Consider the following 16,579-nt stretch of genomic DNA (forward strand, 5'->3'; position numbering starts at 1 on the left):
GTAATGCCCCCTCGGCAATGGAGCCCAAAGACGAAATACACTGGCTTGGCTGTCAGCTCATAGCACAGGCGCAGATCTAATACCGATATTAGTCTGACGGCACAGCCACATGATCCTAATGCGATTTCCCCAAACTACGAGCCTATCCGCTCTTTGCCTCATTTCCGGCCCGTCCGACCCGTCTTACCTGTCTGACCCTCGCCATCGACATCGTACTACCTTACATTTGCAAGGTACTAAGATTATACGTATCTTTGCCGTACAATATAGAGATAGAATCATTTTCACTAACTACAGTAAGAGCATCATGGCAAAGACTGACTTGGCGGACAAGTTCCGCTCACAGATGAGACGAGGGCTCCTGGAGTACTACCTGCTCCTCCTGCTTGACAGTCGCCAGGCCTACTCTGCAGACATCATTGATCTGCTCAAGGAGGCCGACCTGCTTATCGTGGAGGGCTCACTCTACCCTCTCCTGAGCAAGATGCGTCGCGCCGGCATCATTGGCTACACCTGGGCGGAGAGTACTCAGGGTCCTCCTCGCAAGTACTACACCCTTACGGATAAGGGACGAAGTATACTGGATAAGCTCAATCAGAACTGGGCTGAGATGAATGCTCAGGTCGATCTCATACGAGCTGCCAAGCAAGAGAATAACGGTCCGCAGATCACCCCCGCTCCTATGCAGGAGCCCGTCGATGAGATGCGACCGACAGATAAGGAATAGAGAACCATAAGGGCAAAAAAACAGAGCATCATGAAAAAGAACCTTTCAGTCACCCTTGGCGGCCGCTCCTTCACGATCGATGAGGACGCCTACTTCGCCCTTGACGCCTACATCGAGGGCATCCGATCACACTATGCCCCCGAGGACCCCGATGGGGAGATCGTCTCCGACTTCGAGAGCCGCATCGCCGACCTCTTTGCCGATGAGATCCGGCAGCAGGGTCCGGGAGCCACCATCACCATCGATGCCGTCCGCCGCACGATAGAGCGGGTCGGCTCCTTAGATCGCCTCTTCGACGACGAGGAGGAGCAGCAGTCGGTCGAGGAAGAGCTGCTGGCAGACGACGAGCCTGCCCAGTCCGACACCTCTGCCCCAGAGACCGAGACGGAGCAGAGGAGGACCCCCACGCCACCGATCCCACCGATCGGCATGGAGGGACCACGTCCCCGACACATCTACTACCGCTCCACCGTGGACCGCTGGCTCGGTGGTGTCCTCGGCGGCCTCGGGGAGTACCTCGGCATGGACGCCCTACTCTTCCGTCTCACATTCATCCTCCTACTCTTCACCCCCGTGGCACCTGCGATCATCCTCGTCTACCTGGCGATGGCACTCTTTGTCCCTAGGGCGAGGACCGTGACACAGCGGCTGGAGCTCCACGGCAAGCCGGTCTCCCCCTCGACGATCTGGCAGAATATCGACGAGACGATCACCAAGAGCGAGGCGGAGGGCAAGGAGCCGGGAGAGCGGAGGAGTACCTTCCCCCGCCCCTCCGACTTCCTCTCCCCCGCCTGGCGTAAGGGACTACTTTGGGCAGGGGTCATCCTGATGGTCATTGCCATATGTGTGGCGATGGTGGGTGTGATCGCCGGCCTTGCCGACGGCGATCTCTTTCAGTACGACTTCTTCCACGATGGGCAATACTTCATCAATACCGCAGCAGGCATCCTCTTCACCATCGCGATGAGCTTCGCCGCCCTACCGATCGCTGCCCTGCTGATCTACGTGATCGGAGTGATCCCGATCGGGATGATCCTCCGGAGCAAGCACAGCAGCACGACGGTCAAGGCCGTCAGCATCGCCCTCTGGGTCATCATCCTGCTCGCCCTCTGGCACATCATATTCTGAGGTCTCTTCACTGAGGCACAGATCGATTATCTTTTCATATAAGCTAAACCCTATTTAAGACTGCGCCCGCCCTCCGATGCGACATCGAGGGGCGGGCTTCCTTTTTACACACCACAGCAAGCCTCCTCCCGGGGAGCGAGAGGTGAAATATCGCTACCTTTGTATTGCTATGGATAAGGGAGTACAGAAGAGTCAGAGGAGCGGACAGACGCTCCAGTTTTACGAGGTGGAGATGGGCGAGGGACTCACCCTGCCCTATGCCGAGGAGGGAATCTTTGCCGGCTTTCCCTCGCCTGCACAGGACGACCGGCTGGAGTCGATCGACCTGAATAGAGAGCTGATCCGTCACCCGGCGACGACATTCCTTGCCCGCATCGTGGGCGACTCTATGGAGGGGGCCAATATCTACGAGGGGGACATCGTGGTCGTCGACCGCGCCCTGGAGGTGCATGACGATGACGTGGTGGTCTGCTGCGTGAATGGGGAGTTCAATATCAAGTTTGTGGAGCGACGTGGCGATGTGGCCTACCTCGTCTCTGCCAATAGCGCCTACCCGCCTATGCGGGTCGACCCCGAGGACGACTTCATCCTCTGGGGCGTGGTCACCTACGTCATCCATCGGCCGAGACGGACCTGAGCCGTGTATGGTCTGATCGACTGCAACAATTTCTACGTCAGCTGCGAGCGGGTCTTCCGACCCGAGCTGCGCAACCGACCCGTCGTCTGTCTCTCCAATAACGACGGCTGTGTCGTCAGCCGGTCCAATGAAGCCAAGGCGCTCGGCATCCCCATGGGCGTGCCACTCTTCAAGATCCGGGACTTGGTGGAGCGCGAGCATGTCGCCGTATGCTCGAGCAATTACATCCTCTACGGCAATCTCTCCCGCCGCGTGATGAGCGTGGTCCGATCGATCATACCGGAGCAGGAGGTCTACTCCATAGACGAGTGCTTCGTCCACTTTGCCCCCAATGAGGAGTACGAGCGGCTGGCGCGGGAGATCCGGCGAGCCGTCCTCAGGGGCGTGGGCATCCCCACCGGCATCGGTGTCGCCCCCACCAAGACCCTCGCCAAGATCGCCAGCCACTACTCCAAGAAGCACCCCGAGACCGGCGGCGTCTACACCCTTGACAGCCGGCGGGACATCGTCAGAGCGCTCGAGGGGACACCTATCGGCGACGTGTGGGGCGTCGGCAGGCGAAACCTCCGCAAGATGGAGAGTTTCCGCATCGAGACCGCCTACGACTTCGTCCAGCGGACACCGGAGTGGGTGCGGCGAAATTTCACCATCGTCGGGTTGGACACCTACTACGAGCTGCGAGGGGTGCCGAGGATCCCCTTCGGTGAGGAGACGCCCACCAAGAGCATCGGCCGATCCCGCTCTTTCGGCAACGCTGTCTCGGACAAGAAGCAGCTGGAGATGATCCTCCTCGAGTTTCTCGACATCGTCTGCAGCGAGCTGGAGCGGCAGCACCTCGGCACGCTCAATCTCGCGATCTACCTCCGCACCAATCGTTTTCGCTTCGACATCCCGCAGTACAATCCCTACGTGCAGAGCTCCTTCACGATGCCGACGAGCGACTTCTCACAGCTGGTGCCGGTGGTGCGGCAGTTGCTCGACTCGATCTGGCGACCGGGGTATGACTTCAAGAAAGGGGGGATCCTCGTCTCCGACCTGGTCCGGATGGACCGGGCGCTGCCCTTTGAGACCGAGGAGGAGCAGCGACGGAAGCGCCTACGAGCCATCGAGGGGCGCATCCGGGAGCGGTACGGGGACCACGGGCTCTTTGTCGCAGCCCGCGACCCCGATGCACTGCAGGGCGTCGTCCGCCGGGAGCACACCAGCCCCCACTACACCACCGACCTCCGCGACATCCTGTGCATCACCCCCCACTGACCCCTTTGTCGTGAATAATCCTTACCTTTGTCGTTAACCGTATAAAAACCACCAATTACAGATGGACAAACCGCTAACTGTAATCATCAAAGGAATAAGAGTAAAATGAGAACACGTACAATCACGATAGGAGCCTTCGTGGCTCTCATACTTGCCTTGGTGGGCTGTCAGTCTAGTAAGGAAGACTTGATTGACAGATCCTTCTACAAGTGTTGTGTCACAGAGTATATCACTAATCCTTCCTTTGTCGCACAATTTAATCCTGAGAGGATCATCCTGTCCTCACATCCGGAAGGCGATTTTGTAGCGTTCACTTGCAAAGCGGTACCCGGCTCTCACTCTACGGTATCTTACGATGATGAAGGAATAGATCGTAAGCGAGGGCTCTACTATTCGCTTAGCAAGAGATATAATGACCTGTCTTATAACGACTACTACATGACAACTCCCGTAATGGCAATCGCATTGTCGGAGCCGCTTAGTCAGTTCCGGTGTTATGAAGTAAAAACATCCGGGGAGGAGGTAGACATCTCGGACAGATTGTATGCCACAACCCACAGCTTCCTGCCTTTCATAGAGAGTGGCTACGATAAGACGCTCACAGGGCGAGATGCGGCGAATAATTACGTCACGAGCACCAAGCTTGTCTCGGAGCTGACTGAGAAGAATCTCACACTCCTGACCTGCAACTGGATACCTGCCGTTATTCTAAGAGCCAAGGCTCCATATAGGCTACCGAATACCCTATTGATCCATACCTCATATAAGGGAGAGAAAATTGAGCTAACTGTACAGAGACCAGAAGAGAAGTAGAGAGCGGAACGAGCCCTCACCGGATGCGCCGGCGGATCTGGTCGGCGTAGCCGGTCAGCCCCTGGCGGCCATTGAGGTGGGTGAGGGCTTCATTGTAGGCACTCTTGGCGTCGTCGAGCTTGCCGCCGACTCGGCGGAAGTCCTCCATCATGTTATCCACCTGACGGAGCAGCTTATCCGCCAGCGCAATCACCTCGGCGATGTTCTCCTCCTGCCGGCGACTGATCCACGCCTCGCTGATGATCCTGACGAAGAGCATCAGCGGCTCAGGTGTGACGATGAAGACCCTGCTCGCGAGAGCCTTGTCCCCAAGGTCACTGCTCGAGAGCAACTGCAGCACGGCAGGCATGGGGACAAACATCAGGGTGTAGGGGAAGGTGCTCCGTCCCTCGAGCGACAGCTCGTGATAGCGTGCCTTTGCCAGTTCGCTCACATGCGCTCTTAGATCTCGCTCCATATCCGCAAGAGCCGCCTGTCGTCCCTCCTCATCGCCGGCATCGTGGTAGCGCAGGAAAGCCCGTAGCGACACCTTAGCATCGACCATCACGTCCCGCCCGTCGGGGAAGTGAAGGACAAAGTCGGGGCGCAGCACCTGACCACCCCGCCGCAGCACCACCTGAGCATCGTACTCCGTCCCTCGGATAAAGCCCTCCCGCTGCAGGATCTGCTCCAGCCGCTTCTCGCCCCAGTCGCCCTGCACCTTACCACTTGTCGACATCGCACGGGCGAGGCGGTCGGCCTTGTCGCCTACGGCAGTGGTCTGCTCGATCAGCATCCGGATCTGCCGGTCGAGCTCACCGGAGCGGCGGGCATTGGTCTCACCGGTAGACTTCAGAGCAAGGACCATCTTGTCAATGCTCGCCCGCAGCGGTGCCAGCACCAGGTCCAGCTCCTGCTTATTTGCGGAAGTGAGTTCGTCCGCCCGCCTCTTCGTGATCACCTCCGAGAGAGCCTCGAAGCGCTCCGTCATCCGATCAAGCTGACGATCAAAGAGTCCCTCCTGCTCCTCCCTCTTCCTCTGCTCGCTCTCGAGGGTCGCCTCCGTGCAGGCAGCGGTCGCCGTGAGCCGCCCCATCCGTCCGACGAGGAGCAGGACGAGGAGCAGCAGCCCACCGACCACCACAAGCAGTATGATCTCCAGCGTCGTCATCGCTCGTACCCCTCGTAGTAGTAAGACTGCTCCAGCCCCTTGAAGAGTATCTCCCGATCATCCACCCTCTCCGTCAGTGCAGGGAAGAGGAGGTGTCTCAACTCCAGATCATTGACGGGACTGCGCTCCATGGCCTGCAGATAGGCACTCCTCGGCACACGCTGCCAGTCGACCACCTGCCCCAGGCTACGCTTTAGTATCTGATCGAGCCAGATCCTTGTGGCACGACCATTTCCCTCCATAAAGGGGTGTGCCACATTCATCTCCACATACTTGGAGATGATCTCCTCATAGGTACTCTCCGGCATGGCATCGATGATCGGCAGGATCGCATCTAAGTAGAGTGCATTGGCAACGCGAAAACCTCCCTTGGAGATATTCAGCGAGCGAACCTGACCGGCAAAGTCATACAGTCCGCTAAATAGGTACTCGTGGATCCGGCAGAGTCCGCGGGTAGTCCCCACCTCCACCTGATCGATCTCCCCGGAGTCGTAGAGCCTGATGGCCCGCTCCAGGCTCGCTCTGTCTATCTCTTCCTGCTTCATCATCTACTATCCTTTCCACAAAAGTACTCAATTAGCGGATGCACGTCATTACTACTGACAAGGCTCCCGACAGCCGGATAAAGCAGTCATTAGGGCCTAGGGTAGGTCTTGATTTCAAAGCCAAGCTTTCTCGCATGCTCCACAAAGTCAGGTATTGGATCATGGATCCAGAAACCACTCACCGCCACCTGCCCATCGGAGCATTGTAGTATACGATCATCGCGAACATCTTGCTTATATCCCGGCGGACACTCAAACTCTTTAGTCTCCGGATAGTCAATCAGTATGTCAAAATCTGCGTTGTCGTCTGAAGGGAAAACCTCTTTCAGCTCACTTCGTGTGATTCCCTGATGCTCCTCCATATAGTCCTTGATCACTTGGAGGACAAGACCTTCCTCAGTGTATAGGATCGTATCGGTAGAGTTAAGACTCTCTCTGTAACGATAGACCCTACCAGACTGGAAGCCCCCCTCGTAAACTCCCAGCTGAGAACGATCCAGTCGGGCTCCCGAGAACACATAGTCGCACCAGTCATCATACAGAGGCTTACACAGCCTATCCCTACGTTTGGTTTCCATCCAGCTGAAGACAGCCCACTTCAAGAACTCCTCGTCTGCATAGTCAGCCCCAAGTCGATAGGGCAAGCTGTTTTCTCGGGTATTGCTTAGCAGGTAGTCCCACATAGGCTCGGTGACCACCTCCCGCACCAGCACCAGAGAGAGCGCCTCCGCCAGAGACTCCTCTCTCAGTCTGTAGAGCTGTGAGGTGTCATAGCTAAAAGGAGATTGTGCGCGATACTGCCAATCGTACGGACGCAGGGACAGACGTGTATCCATAAGGGCATGCATCAACTCATGGAGGACGACCTGATCCAGAAGGGCGTAAAACTTCTCCACAGCCAAACGTTCATCCGGCTCCTCTTTATGAGTATAGTTCCAGATTTTGTCGACCCAAATGAAGATATGCGGTTCGTAATCAGCGAGGCCACCTGATCCATGGGGGTAGGCACTCACATAGACTCCCAATAGATCCAATATCGGATGGACACATACGATCTTATTTCTCTTGCGAGCCTCCTCTACCTCCTTGATTTTACTTTGATCAAAATCTTCCTCCCTCTCAAGAGGTAGCTCCGGAATCTCCTTTAGGCCCTTAAGGGTCATCTCGTCGTAGGGCATCTGATGGTCGGGGATGGTTATCTCCATCTCCCTACCCACCAACGGGATACTATCTCTCTCTCCGACCTGATCAGTGGTTACAAAGAAAATGGGGATTTGACACAGCAAGGACTGAAGGTCAGGATGACAATGATCGTAGCGGTAATAGTCAAAAAAAAGTGTACAATAATAGTGCCATAAACTCCTACACCCCAGAGCCTTCTGTATGTCAGCTCGAAACTCAGGTGTAAGAAACTTCCTCAGAGCATAGGGCTGGTCATAATTATCAAGTGTCAGGTTTACAAACAACATAGCAATAGTATATTACGAAGGTAAATGAGAAACTTTCAGTCGCGGGGGCATGGTCAAACCAACCTCTTGACTCCTCAAATGTAAAGATAATTCTCTACCTCATAGCATCTTTTTTCCCATCCCCTCCATAGTTCCTAAGGACAAGATTGGGCAGCAGGTCTCACCTCTCCCGCCGGACCCACCTGCAGAGACAGCAACCCCGAGGCGTCACCCCTGCCCCTATAGAGAGTAGCTTTACTATCGGGGCGAAAAGGATATATTTGCAGAGGAATAGTAGTGTATGGATATGAGACTTGTCCCGGAGGAAGAGTATGCCGCCAATCATGGCCTGACAGTGCAGGCCGTGAGAGGTTACTGCGCCGAGGGGAAGCTGCCCGGCGCCGAGCAAGAGGGGGAGATGTGGCGTATCCCGGCAGATGCCCCCTTGCCTGCCGAGACGGAGCACTCGCCTCTGCTGGTTGCTCTTCGAGAGCAGATGGAGAGCAAGATGAGAGGGGGCATCTACCATCGGACGCAGATAGACCTTACCTACAACTCCAACCACATCGAGGGAAGTCGTCTCTCTAAGGAGCAGACGCGCTACATCTACGAGACCAATACCATCGGCGTCACCGATGAGGCGGTCAGCGTCGACGACATCATCGAGACGACCAACCACTTCCGCTGCATCGACTTCATCATAGAGCATGCGGAGGAGCCACTGACGGAGGAGATGATCAAGAGACTGCACGCGATCCTGAAGGCGGGCACCTCCGATGCGGACAGACCGTGGTTTGCCGTCGGCGAGTACAAGCGGTTGCCCAACGAAGTGGGAGGAAAGGAGACCGCAGCCCCTGAGGATGTGCCGGCAGCCATGAGGGCACTTCTGCAGGAGTATTCCGGTAAGGGAGAGGTCTCCCTCGAGGAGATCCTCGACTTCCACTACAGACTGGAGATGATCCACCCCTTCCGGGACGGCAATGGCCGCGTAGGCAGGTTGATCATCTTTAAGGAGTGCTTAGCACACCATATCGTCCCCTTTATCATCACTGAGGAGCTCAAGATGTACTACTATCGGGGGCTTGATCGGTGGGAAGAGGTGCGGGGGTATCTCCTCGACACCTGTCTCACCGCTCAGGATCGGTACAGAGCGATCCTCGACTATTTTCGCATCACCTATTAACATCATATTATCATCATGGAAGTCATACCACCGCAGAGGGAGCTTAAGCACTCCCTATCCTTTGTCGCCAAGACGCTTATCATCGGGCTGGTCGCCCTACTGCTCCTGATCCCTCTCCTTATGGTGGAGGGGCTGGTCTCCTCGCGCCAGTACGAGGGGCGCAAGGCTACGCAGGAGATCACCTCACGCTGGGGCGAGAGCCAAAACATCCTTACCCCCGTACTGGTCGTCCCCTACACACCCGACGTGAAAGACGCCCAGGAGAGCGCCCTCTACCTGATCCCCGAGGAGGTCTCCGCTGATGCCGTGCTCGATATTGAGAACCGTCACCGAAGCATCTACGAGGTCGCTGTCTATACGGCACACGTAGACCTATCTGGCACCTGGCGGGCGGAGGAGATCCGTCGCGCCCTCTCGGAGGTGAAGGGGACATACGACCTCAGCCGGGCGAAGGTCGCCTTCTCCACCAGCGATGCCACCGGCTACCGGGACATCGTCAGGATCAAGGTCAATGGGAAGGAGTATAAGATGAAGAACGACCCCTCCCTCTCCACGCTCACCACCTGCATCGATGACAATTACGGCGATCTCATGGAGGTGAACTACCCCTACCTGAGTGACGGGAATGTGACCAGTGCCCCGCTCTCTGCCGACCTGCCCCTCTCCGACGATGAGGAGGGGGCGCTGAGAGACCTCTCCTTCAGCCTCCAGACCGACATCGCCGGGAGTGAGCACTTCGGTCTCCTCGCCGTCGGTGTATCGGCCAAGAGCTCGATCAAGGGGAATTGGGCCGACCCCTCCTTCCGGGGCAAGAAGCTGCCGGACGACTACAGCATCACCGAAGGGGACTTTGAGGCTCGCTGGAGCACCTTCGCCGAGGACAATCTGATCGCCGCCGAGGGTCAGTCCACCCTCCTCCGCAACAGCCACTTCGTCAGCCTCCTCCGCCCGGTAGACAACTACGCCCAGACGGAGCGGAGCGTGAAGTACGGCATCCTCGTCATCGCCCTCACGCTCCTCTCGGTCTACCTCGTGGAGCTGACACTACGTCGTCGCGGCGGGAGCATCAATCTCCTCCACTACGTCCTCACAGGGCTCTCGCTGGTACTCTTCTACACCCTGCTCCTCTCCATGAGTGAGGTGATCGGCTTCGGGCTCGCCTACCTGATCTCCGCCGTGATGACGATAGGGCTCAATACCATCTACTTCCGCATGATCCTCCCAGAGACGAGGAAGGCACTCCTCCTCGGGGGCATCATGACGCTCCTCTACCTGACCATCTACGTGCTGATGCAGCTGGAGAGCTACGCCCTCCTCATCGGGAGCTTAGTCCTCTTCGTCATCCTGGCAATCGTTATGTACATCTCCGCCAAGACCCTCCGCGACTGAGGAAATCTAATATCGGTATTAGAGAAATCTAATATCGGTATTAGAGAAATCTAATACCGATAAAAGAAAAAGCCCTCTCGGATGGCTCGGCTAATTCGCATTTTGATGTGCTGGGACGGGAGGGGAAAAGAGATTACCTTTGTTGAGGAGACAATGGATAATAGATGAGGAAGTTGTTAAGAGGCTATGGAAACAGCAGAGATAAGGGAGCTGGTATCGGCATTTGTTCCGGAGGAGATCCTTCGCGACTTTGAGCTGAGAGAGGTGAAAAAGGAGTGCGGGGTCTACCGACTCTATATGGACGAGAAGGACGATGAGAGCCATTATCCTCCGGAGCTGACGGAAGCCAAGGAGGTGGTCCGATGTGGCTACATGAATCCCTGCGAGATCCAGACTTTTCCCATAGCCGGTCGCGAGGCATTCATCTACATACGCCGCCGTCGGTGGAAGGAGAAGGGCGGTCGAGAGTCCTATTTCAACACCTACAAATACACGATCGAAGGGATCAAATGCACTCCGAAATTCGGTGCTTTTTTAAAAGAAATTGGTCGAGGGGAAGCCGATCAGCATTGGTAATATCGCTTATGTCCTCGGGACGGATGCGAAGCGTCTTGACCGGTGGTACAAGGATTACCTGAGTGGCTTCCGTGAGGCAGAGCGGGACGGCAGGATCTATCAAGATGATATCGAGGTCCGGCGAGAGGGAGGACGAAAAAAGATAAGGGTGCCGATCCTCAAGGAGTCAAACGTAGGCTCCTATATGGCAATCGACGAGAAGACGATCGACGGCGTCTGCTACACAATCATCAGCAACCGAGAGACGAGCAGGATCGCACTGATGGCTGACACGCTCAGGACCTCCGAGCTTCGGCAGGTCCTATCAAGGTTTGCGGTCAAGACCAAGATGAAGGTCAAGAGTGTGACTCGGGACATGGCTCCGAATTATGATTGGCTGGCGAGGACGACCTTTCCCAATGCCTATCAGGTGGCGGACAAGTTTCACGTCCTCCGCGAAATTCTTGAGCAGCTCCAGAGTGTCCGAATCCGCCACCGACAAGCGATCCTTGCCCTTGAGCGGAAGAAGAATAAGACGGTAAAAGAGAAGCTGACCCTGCAGGAAAAGTTTTCCAACGAAGAGACCCTCAAGCAACTCCTACACCGCTCGAGGGGTCTCCTTTTCAAGCGCAAAACGGAGTGGACCGACGACCAAAAGGAGCGGGCGAAGATACTCTTCAAGCAATTCCCTGAGATCGAAGAAGCCTACAAATACTGCCTAAGGATCCGGAAGTGGTACGAGCCGATCCGACCGCGGTACAGCGATCGGAAGTACAAGATAAAGGAGGCAGATCTTATGCTCATCACCAAGGAAGGAATGGAGAGCAAGGTGGAGGAGATACGCAACATCGCCAACTTCCTCAGGTCAAACTCCACCCCCATCCTGAGATACTTCTACCGCAGGGAGAGCAATGCCAAGGCGGAGGCTCTCAATCAAAATCTGCAGCGCTTTGTCAGCGTCAACTACGGAGCCAGAAACACCGACTTCTTTCTCTACCGAGTCGCCCTCCACTTCTCCTGACTCCCTCCCCTCAACCAAGGTGATTTCTCACCCCTCCCCGTCCCAGCACATCAAAATGCGAATTAGCCGATGGCTCAAATGAGGGTAGGCGTCCTAAAGCAGGAGAAAGGGGGTATCTTTGTCGTATGAAACCAACCCTGCCTGAGGAGGAGCACCGAGGGAGCAACAGCCGTATCGCACGCAATACGCTGATGCTCTACGTCCGTCAGCTGGTCGTGCTGCTGATCGGGCTCTATACCTCCCGGGCGCTCCTCGCCGCCCTCGGGGTGACCGACTATGGTCTCTACAACGTCGTCGGTGGCGTGGTGACGATGCTCGGCTTCCTCAATGGGGCGATGATCGGGGCGACGCAGCGCTTCCTCGCCGTCGACCTGGGGCGGCGGGATGAGGCGCACCTGAGGATCACCTTCAGCGCCACCCGGTACCTCCATATGGCATTGGCTCTCGTGATCGGGCTACTGGCGGAGACGGTGGGACTGTGGTTTGTCCACCGCTACCTAATCATCCCACCGGGGCGTATGGCGGCGGCGCTCTGGGTCTACCACTTCGCCGTGCTCTCCTTTATGGTGACGATCGTGCAGGTGCCCTTCAATGCCCTCATCGTGGCGGATGAGCGGATGGGGGTCTTTGCCCGGATCAGCATCCTCGAGACGCTCCTCAAGCTGGGCGTCGTCCTCGTGCTGGTCTACGCTACCCTCGAGGTCGACCGACTCGTCGCCTACGGGGGGATGCTCCTCGGGGTGAGCCTCGTCATCGCGCTGATCTACAGGCTCTATGTGCGGCAGCACTTCCCCGGTGCGCAACTGACGCGGATAGAGGACAAGGGCTACTTCCGGACGCTGCTCGGCTATATGGGATGGAATGTCTTCGGCAACCTCGCCGGGGTGATGAAGGGGCAGGGGGCCAATGTGCTGATGAACCTCTTCTTCGGACCGACCGCCAATGCCGCCCGCGCCATAGCTATGCAGGTGATGTCGTCGGTGCAGACCTTTTATACCAATTTTCAGGTCGCGTCCAATCCTCAGATCATCAAGCGGTACGCTGTCGGGGAGACGGAGGAGATGCTTCGGCTGGTGACCCGCACGGGGAAGTTCTCTCTCTATCTCCTGACGCTCGTCTGCGTGCCGGCGATACTGGAGATGGACTTCCTCCAGACGGTCTGGCTCGTGACGCCGCCGAGGGGGGCGGTGCTCTTTGCCTCCCTCGCCCTCATCGACTGCATGGTGGAGTGCGCCTCCGGTTCGCTCGCCATGGCGATGCAGGCGACGGGGCGCATCGCCAAGTATCAGGCGCTCGTCGGCACGCTGATTATGCTCAATCTCCCGCTCACCTATGTGGCGTACAAGGCGGGGATGGCGGTGGAGACTGCTTTCTACATCCACATCGGGATCGATGTGGTGGCACTCGCTCTGAGGCTGATCCTCGTGCGGGAGAAGATCCCGGCGCTCGGCATAGCCACCTATGTGCGGGAGGTGGTCGCCAAGCCGCTCCTCATCATCGCCCTCTCGGCGGGCGTGACGCTGATGATGCGGGATGCGCTGGAGCCGTCGTGGGGGCGGCTCGTTACGGTAACTCTGTGTAGCTTTGTGGTATCCGGAGGGCTGATCCTCTGGATAGGGCTCACGACCGGTGAGCGGAGCTATCTCCGCCGTGTGGTGCGGGAGCGAGTAGGATCATGGAGAAGGTGACACCAAAGGAGAGACTAAAGAGACTGCTGGGACCGCGGCTGATGTCGTGGTACAATCGGGTGCGCCTCCGCCTGCAGGTGCCCCGGATCTTCCTCGCCGACTATCGGCGCTACCGCCGTCACTCCGCCTACTTCCACCCGGAGACTCCCTCGGCTCGAGAGCTGGAGATCACCGTGCTCTACCACTCGCTCGAGAAGGGCTTCCTCCACGAGGGGGGCGACCTGAGGTTGCGCTTCGGACGGGCAAAGGTGGCGCGCCTGCTGCAGCTGCTCGAGGCATGGCGCGAGGAGGGCCTGCCGGAGACCTCGCAGATCATCGCCGCCGAGGAGATCCTGAGCGCCTACTACAGCTACCACCGGGAGCAGGAGGCGGACATCTCGGACTACTTCCCCGACGCCACCTACAGCGCTCTCACCCACCACTCGACCCGGAGGGCGGTGGAGGTGCTACCCGAGGAGGCACGGCACGGAGACTTTGCCACCTTTGCTCCCTCCCGCCATAGCATCCGCCGCTTCAGCGACCGCCCGGTACCGGACGAGTTGCTCAGGGAGGTGATCCGGCTCGCCAATACCGCCCCCTCCGCCTGCAATCGGCAGGAGGTGCGGGTCCACTCGGTCTCCGACCCTGCCATAGTCCGTGAGATCCTCGATCTGCAGGGCGGCTTCCGAAGCGAGAGCGAGGGGATCAGGCAGCTGCTCCTTATCACCGCCGACCTCACCTTTACCTATATGGAGGGGATGGATCGGCAGCAGCCCTACATCGATGGAGGGATCTATCTGATGAACCTCCTCTACGCCCTCCACTACCACGGCGTGGGCGCCTGCGCCGGCAATGCCTCGCTCCTCCCGCGGGACGAAGCGAGGATCCTCAGCCTCACCGGCTGCGGGGAGTCGGAGGCACTCATCGCCATCGTCCCGATCGGCTTTCCCGCCACGCCGATCCTCACCACCCCCTCACGGCGTCGACCGCCCGAGGAGACACTTTTAGGATAACACTTATGTACGGGATCATCACCTTTGACGACGTCACCAATTACGGCACCGTACTCCAGCTCTACGGACTCACGCGGGTCCTCCGCCGCCACTTCGGCATCGAGGCAAGGGCTCTGGGGTATGAGGAAAATCACGACTTCGCCCCTCAGGAGGGGTCCGATGCCGGCGGTATCTCCATTGACCGCCCCGAGGAGTGGCTCTGGAGGGGCGACCGCTTCCTCTTTGCGCAGCGCAAGCGGACGGTCCTCCGCCGATTTGTCCGGGACAAAGGGCTGCGCGGGGGACGTCTCGCAGACTACCGTGACCTCGAGGGGGTGCTGATCGGTAGCGACGAGGTCTTTACCCTCCATGCCGGGATCACGCCCGCGAGGTGGGGCTTCGGCGTCCCCTCAGACCGGGTGTCGACCTACGCTGCCTCCTTTGGCTCCACCACCCTGAGCGATATCGCTGATCGGCATTGCCTCCCGATGGTCCGGGCGGCACTCTCGGCGATGGACCACATCTCCGTGCGGGACGCCAACTCCGCCGACATCGTGGAGGAGCTGACGGGGCGTCGACCCATCCGGACGCTTGACCCGGTGCTGCTGGACGGCTTTGACGCCGAGCGACAGATCGCCCCACCCGCACCGGCACGGCCTTACCTCCTCGTCTACGGCTACGACTATCGGCGGGAGGACCCCGTCATCGTCCGGCAGATCGAGACCTACGCCGCCCGCGAGGGGCTGGAGATCGTCTCCGTCGGCTTTTACCACCCCTGGGCCCATCGCAACCTCGCGTTGGAGCCGGAGACGCTCATCGGCTACTTCGCACACGCTGCCGGGGTGGTGACCAATACCTTCCACGGCACGGTGCTGGGACTGCTGGCGGGAGTGCCGATGACGGTCTTCCCGACAGACTTCAATCGGATCAAGGTGACCGGTCTCCTGGAGGACTTCGGGCTCACCGGCTGTCTCGGCGAGGGGGCTCCGCTCCTCTCCTTCAGCCCCGACTACGAGGCGGTCCGGCAGCGGCTCGAGGAGCAGAGGCACCTCTCCCTCGACTATCTGGCAGAGGTGGTGCAGCGATGACAAGAAAGCTCTCCATACTGGTCCCGATCTACAACGTTGCGCCCTACCTGCGGCATTGTCTCGACTCGCTTCTCGCTCAGGGGTTGGATGTCGGGAGCTACGAGGTGATCCTCATCGACGACGGGAGCACGGACGAGTCGGGAGAGATCGCTCGGGCGTATGCGGAGCGGGAGCCACACTTCATCTATCACCATAAGGAGAATGGCGGGCTCAGCTCTGCCCGCAACGCCGCCCTTGCCCTCGCCTCCGGGGAGTACCTCCTCCATGTAGACTCGGACGACTGGCTCGAGGAGGGCGTGCTGCAAGGGTTGCTCGCCGATGCTGAGGCTCGGCAGCTCGACCTCTGCCTCCTCGACTGGGCAGACCGCTTTCCCGACGGCACCACCCGACCCAATATCGACTTCTCCGCCCTCGGGGAGCGGATCGTCACGGGGCGCGAACTGATCCACCGGCACCGCTGCTACGCCACCTCCTGGTCCTTCATTATGCATCGATCGGTGGTGGAGCGGGGGCAGCTCACCTTCATCCCCATACAGCCGGGGGAGGATGTCGCCTTCTTCATCTCCGCCATGCCTCACTGTCGGCGCATCGGGTACTATGCAGGCGCGGTGGTGTACAACTACCGGCGGGAGCGCCCCGGGGCGATCACGCAGGGACCTAAGGCCTCCAAGGAGCTGGAGGCGGCACGACGGCTACTCAGATGGGTCGACGAGACCTATCCCTATCAGGGCAAAGGCGAAGACTACGCTGCACTGCTGGCTCCGTGGTACGATGACATCCTTGCCGACATGGCGATGAATAAGATCTCCCGTGCGGGGGAGGAGAAGTCCTTTGCGGAGATCATGAGCCACTTCCGCTACCGCTACCCCTCCGAGCGGGGTGTGCGGCGCATCGCCTTCCGACTGATGGACTACGCCCGCAGCTCCTACCGGCTCTCCGATCTGCTCTGGAGCATCAAGCGAAAGATCCGCTGACCGCG

General features: G+C 58.4%; 16 protein-coding genes. 13 read left to right on the plus strand and 3 right to left on the minus strand.

The features are described 5' to 3' along the window. The first annotated feature begins 307 nt into the window (after positions 1 to 307). The 5 genes from AC1EKE_RS05180 to AC1EKE_RS05200 all read left to right on the plus strand — a co-directional run bounded on the left by AC1EKE_RS05180 (position 308) and on the right by AC1EKE_RS05200 (position 4,562). Positions 308 to 727, plus strand: a complete 420-nt coding sequence (locus AC1EKE_RS05180) for a PadR family transcriptional regulator (protein WP_296159553.1) — start codon at positions 308 to 310, stop codon at positions 725 to 727. Positions 728 to 757: 30 nt separating this feature from the next. Next, positions 758 to 1,855, plus strand: coding sequence for a PspC domain-containing protein (locus AC1EKE_RS05185; protein ID WP_480308539.1), 1,098 nt, complete (start codon positions 758 to 760; stop codon positions 1,853 to 1,855). A 169-nt stretch (positions 1,856 to 2,024) separates the two neighbouring features. Continuing rightward, a complete protein-coding gene (locus AC1EKE_RS05190; RefSeq protein ID WP_480308540.1) occupies positions 2,025 to 2,492 on the plus strand; it encodes a LexA family protein in 468 nt (155 codons plus the stop codon). Positions 2,493 to 2,495: 3 nt separating this feature from the next. Beyond that, positions 2,496 to 3,749, plus strand: a complete 1,254-nt coding sequence (locus tag AC1EKE_RS05195; RefSeq protein WP_480308541.1) for a Y-family DNA polymerase — start codon at positions 2,496 to 2,498, stop codon at positions 3,747 to 3,749. A 105-nt stretch (positions 3,750 to 3,854) separates the two neighbouring features. Then, positions 3,855 to 4,562, plus strand: a complete 708-nt coding sequence (locus AC1EKE_RS05200; RefSeq protein WP_480308542.1) for a hypothetical protein — start codon at positions 3,855 to 3,857, stop codon at positions 4,560 to 4,562. A gap of 16 nt (positions 4,563 to 4,578) precedes the next feature. Here the strand turns inward: AC1EKE_RS05200 and AC1EKE_RS05205 are convergent, their stop codons facing one another. The 3 genes from AC1EKE_RS05205 to AC1EKE_RS05215 all read right to left on the minus strand — a co-directional run bounded on the left by AC1EKE_RS05205 (position 4,579) and on the right by AC1EKE_RS05215 (position 7,462). Beyond that, complete coding sequence (locus AC1EKE_RS05205) at positions 4,579 to 5,712, minus strand: DNA recombination protein RmuC (RefSeq protein ID WP_480308543.1); 1,134 nt, start codon at positions 5,710 to 5,712, stop codon at positions 4,579 to 4,581. Then, on the minus strand, positions 5,709 to 6,257 hold the full coding sequence (gene fic / locus AC1EKE_RS05210; RefSeq protein ID WP_480308544.1) for a protein adenylyltransferase Fic: 549 nt from the start codon (positions 6,255 to 6,257) through the stop codon (positions 5,709 to 5,711). The genes AC1EKE_RS05205 and fic overlap by 4 nt, the downstream gene beginning before the upstream one ends. 89 nt (positions 6,258 to 6,346) lie before the next feature. Beyond that, positions 6,347 to 7,462 carry a hypothetical protein gene (locus AC1EKE_RS05215; protein ID WP_480308545.1) on the minus strand — a complete coding sequence of 372 codons (1,116 nt, stop codon included), beginning with the start codon at positions 7,460 to 7,462 and terminating at the stop codon, positions 6,347 to 6,349. Between the two features lie 544 nt (positions 7,463 to 8,006). Here AC1EKE_RS05215 and AC1EKE_RS05220 point away from each other — a divergent pair. From AC1EKE_RS05220 to AC1EKE_RS05255, 8 genes are all read left to right on the plus strand, one after another. Continuing rightward, positions 8,007 to 8,888, plus strand: a complete 882-nt coding sequence (locus AC1EKE_RS05220; protein WP_480308546.1) for a Fic family protein — start codon at positions 8,007 to 8,009, stop codon at positions 8,886 to 8,888. Positions 8,889 to 8,903: 15 nt separating this feature from the next. Continuing rightward, a complete protein-coding gene (gene creD, locus AC1EKE_RS05225; RefSeq protein ID WP_480308547.1) occupies positions 8,904 to 10,277 on the plus strand; it encodes a cell envelope integrity protein CreD in 1,374 nt (457 codons plus the stop codon). A 186-nt stretch (positions 10,278 to 10,463) separates the two neighbouring features. Then, a complete protein-coding gene (locus AC1EKE_RS05230) occupies positions 10,464 to 10,853 on the plus strand; it encodes an ISAon1 family transposase N-terminal region protein (RefSeq protein ID WP_480308548.1) in 390 nt (129 codons plus the stop codon). Then, positions 10,822 to 11,853: an ISL3 family transposase gene (locus tag AC1EKE_RS05235; RefSeq protein ID WP_480308549.1), complete on the plus strand. Its 1,032-nt coding sequence runs from the start codon at positions 10,822 to 10,824 to the stop codon at positions 11,851 to 11,853. The genes AC1EKE_RS05230 and AC1EKE_RS05235 overlap by 32 nt, the downstream gene beginning before the upstream one ends. A gap of 125 nt (positions 11,854 to 11,978) precedes the next feature. Then, positions 11,979 to 13,541, plus strand: coding sequence for a lipopolysaccharide biosynthesis protein (locus AC1EKE_RS05240; protein WP_480308550.1), 1,563 nt, complete (start codon positions 11,979 to 11,981; stop codon positions 13,539 to 13,541). Then, positions 13,529 to 14,533 carry a nitroreductase family protein gene (locus tag AC1EKE_RS05245; RefSeq protein WP_480308551.1) on the plus strand — a complete coding sequence of 335 codons (1,005 nt, stop codon included), beginning with the start codon at positions 13,529 to 13,531 and terminating at the stop codon, positions 14,531 to 14,533. The genes AC1EKE_RS05240 and AC1EKE_RS05245 overlap by 13 nt, the downstream gene beginning before the upstream one ends. Positions 14,534 to 14,538: 5 nt before the next feature. Further along, positions 14,539 to 15,600, plus strand: coding sequence for a polysaccharide pyruvyl transferase family protein (locus tag AC1EKE_RS05250; RefSeq protein ID WP_480308552.1), 1,062 nt, complete (start codon positions 14,539 to 14,541; stop codon positions 15,598 to 15,600). Next, positions 15,597 to 16,574: a glycosyltransferase family 2 protein gene (locus AC1EKE_RS05255; protein WP_480308553.1), complete on the plus strand. Its 978-nt coding sequence runs from the start codon at positions 15,597 to 15,599 to the stop codon at positions 16,572 to 16,574. Before AC1EKE_RS05250 ends, AC1EKE_RS05255 begins: the two co-directional genes overlap by 4 nt. The last annotated feature ends 5 nt before the right edge of the window (positions 16,575 to 16,579 follow it).

The organism is Porphyromonas sp. C0041D3, assembly GCF_056590575.1.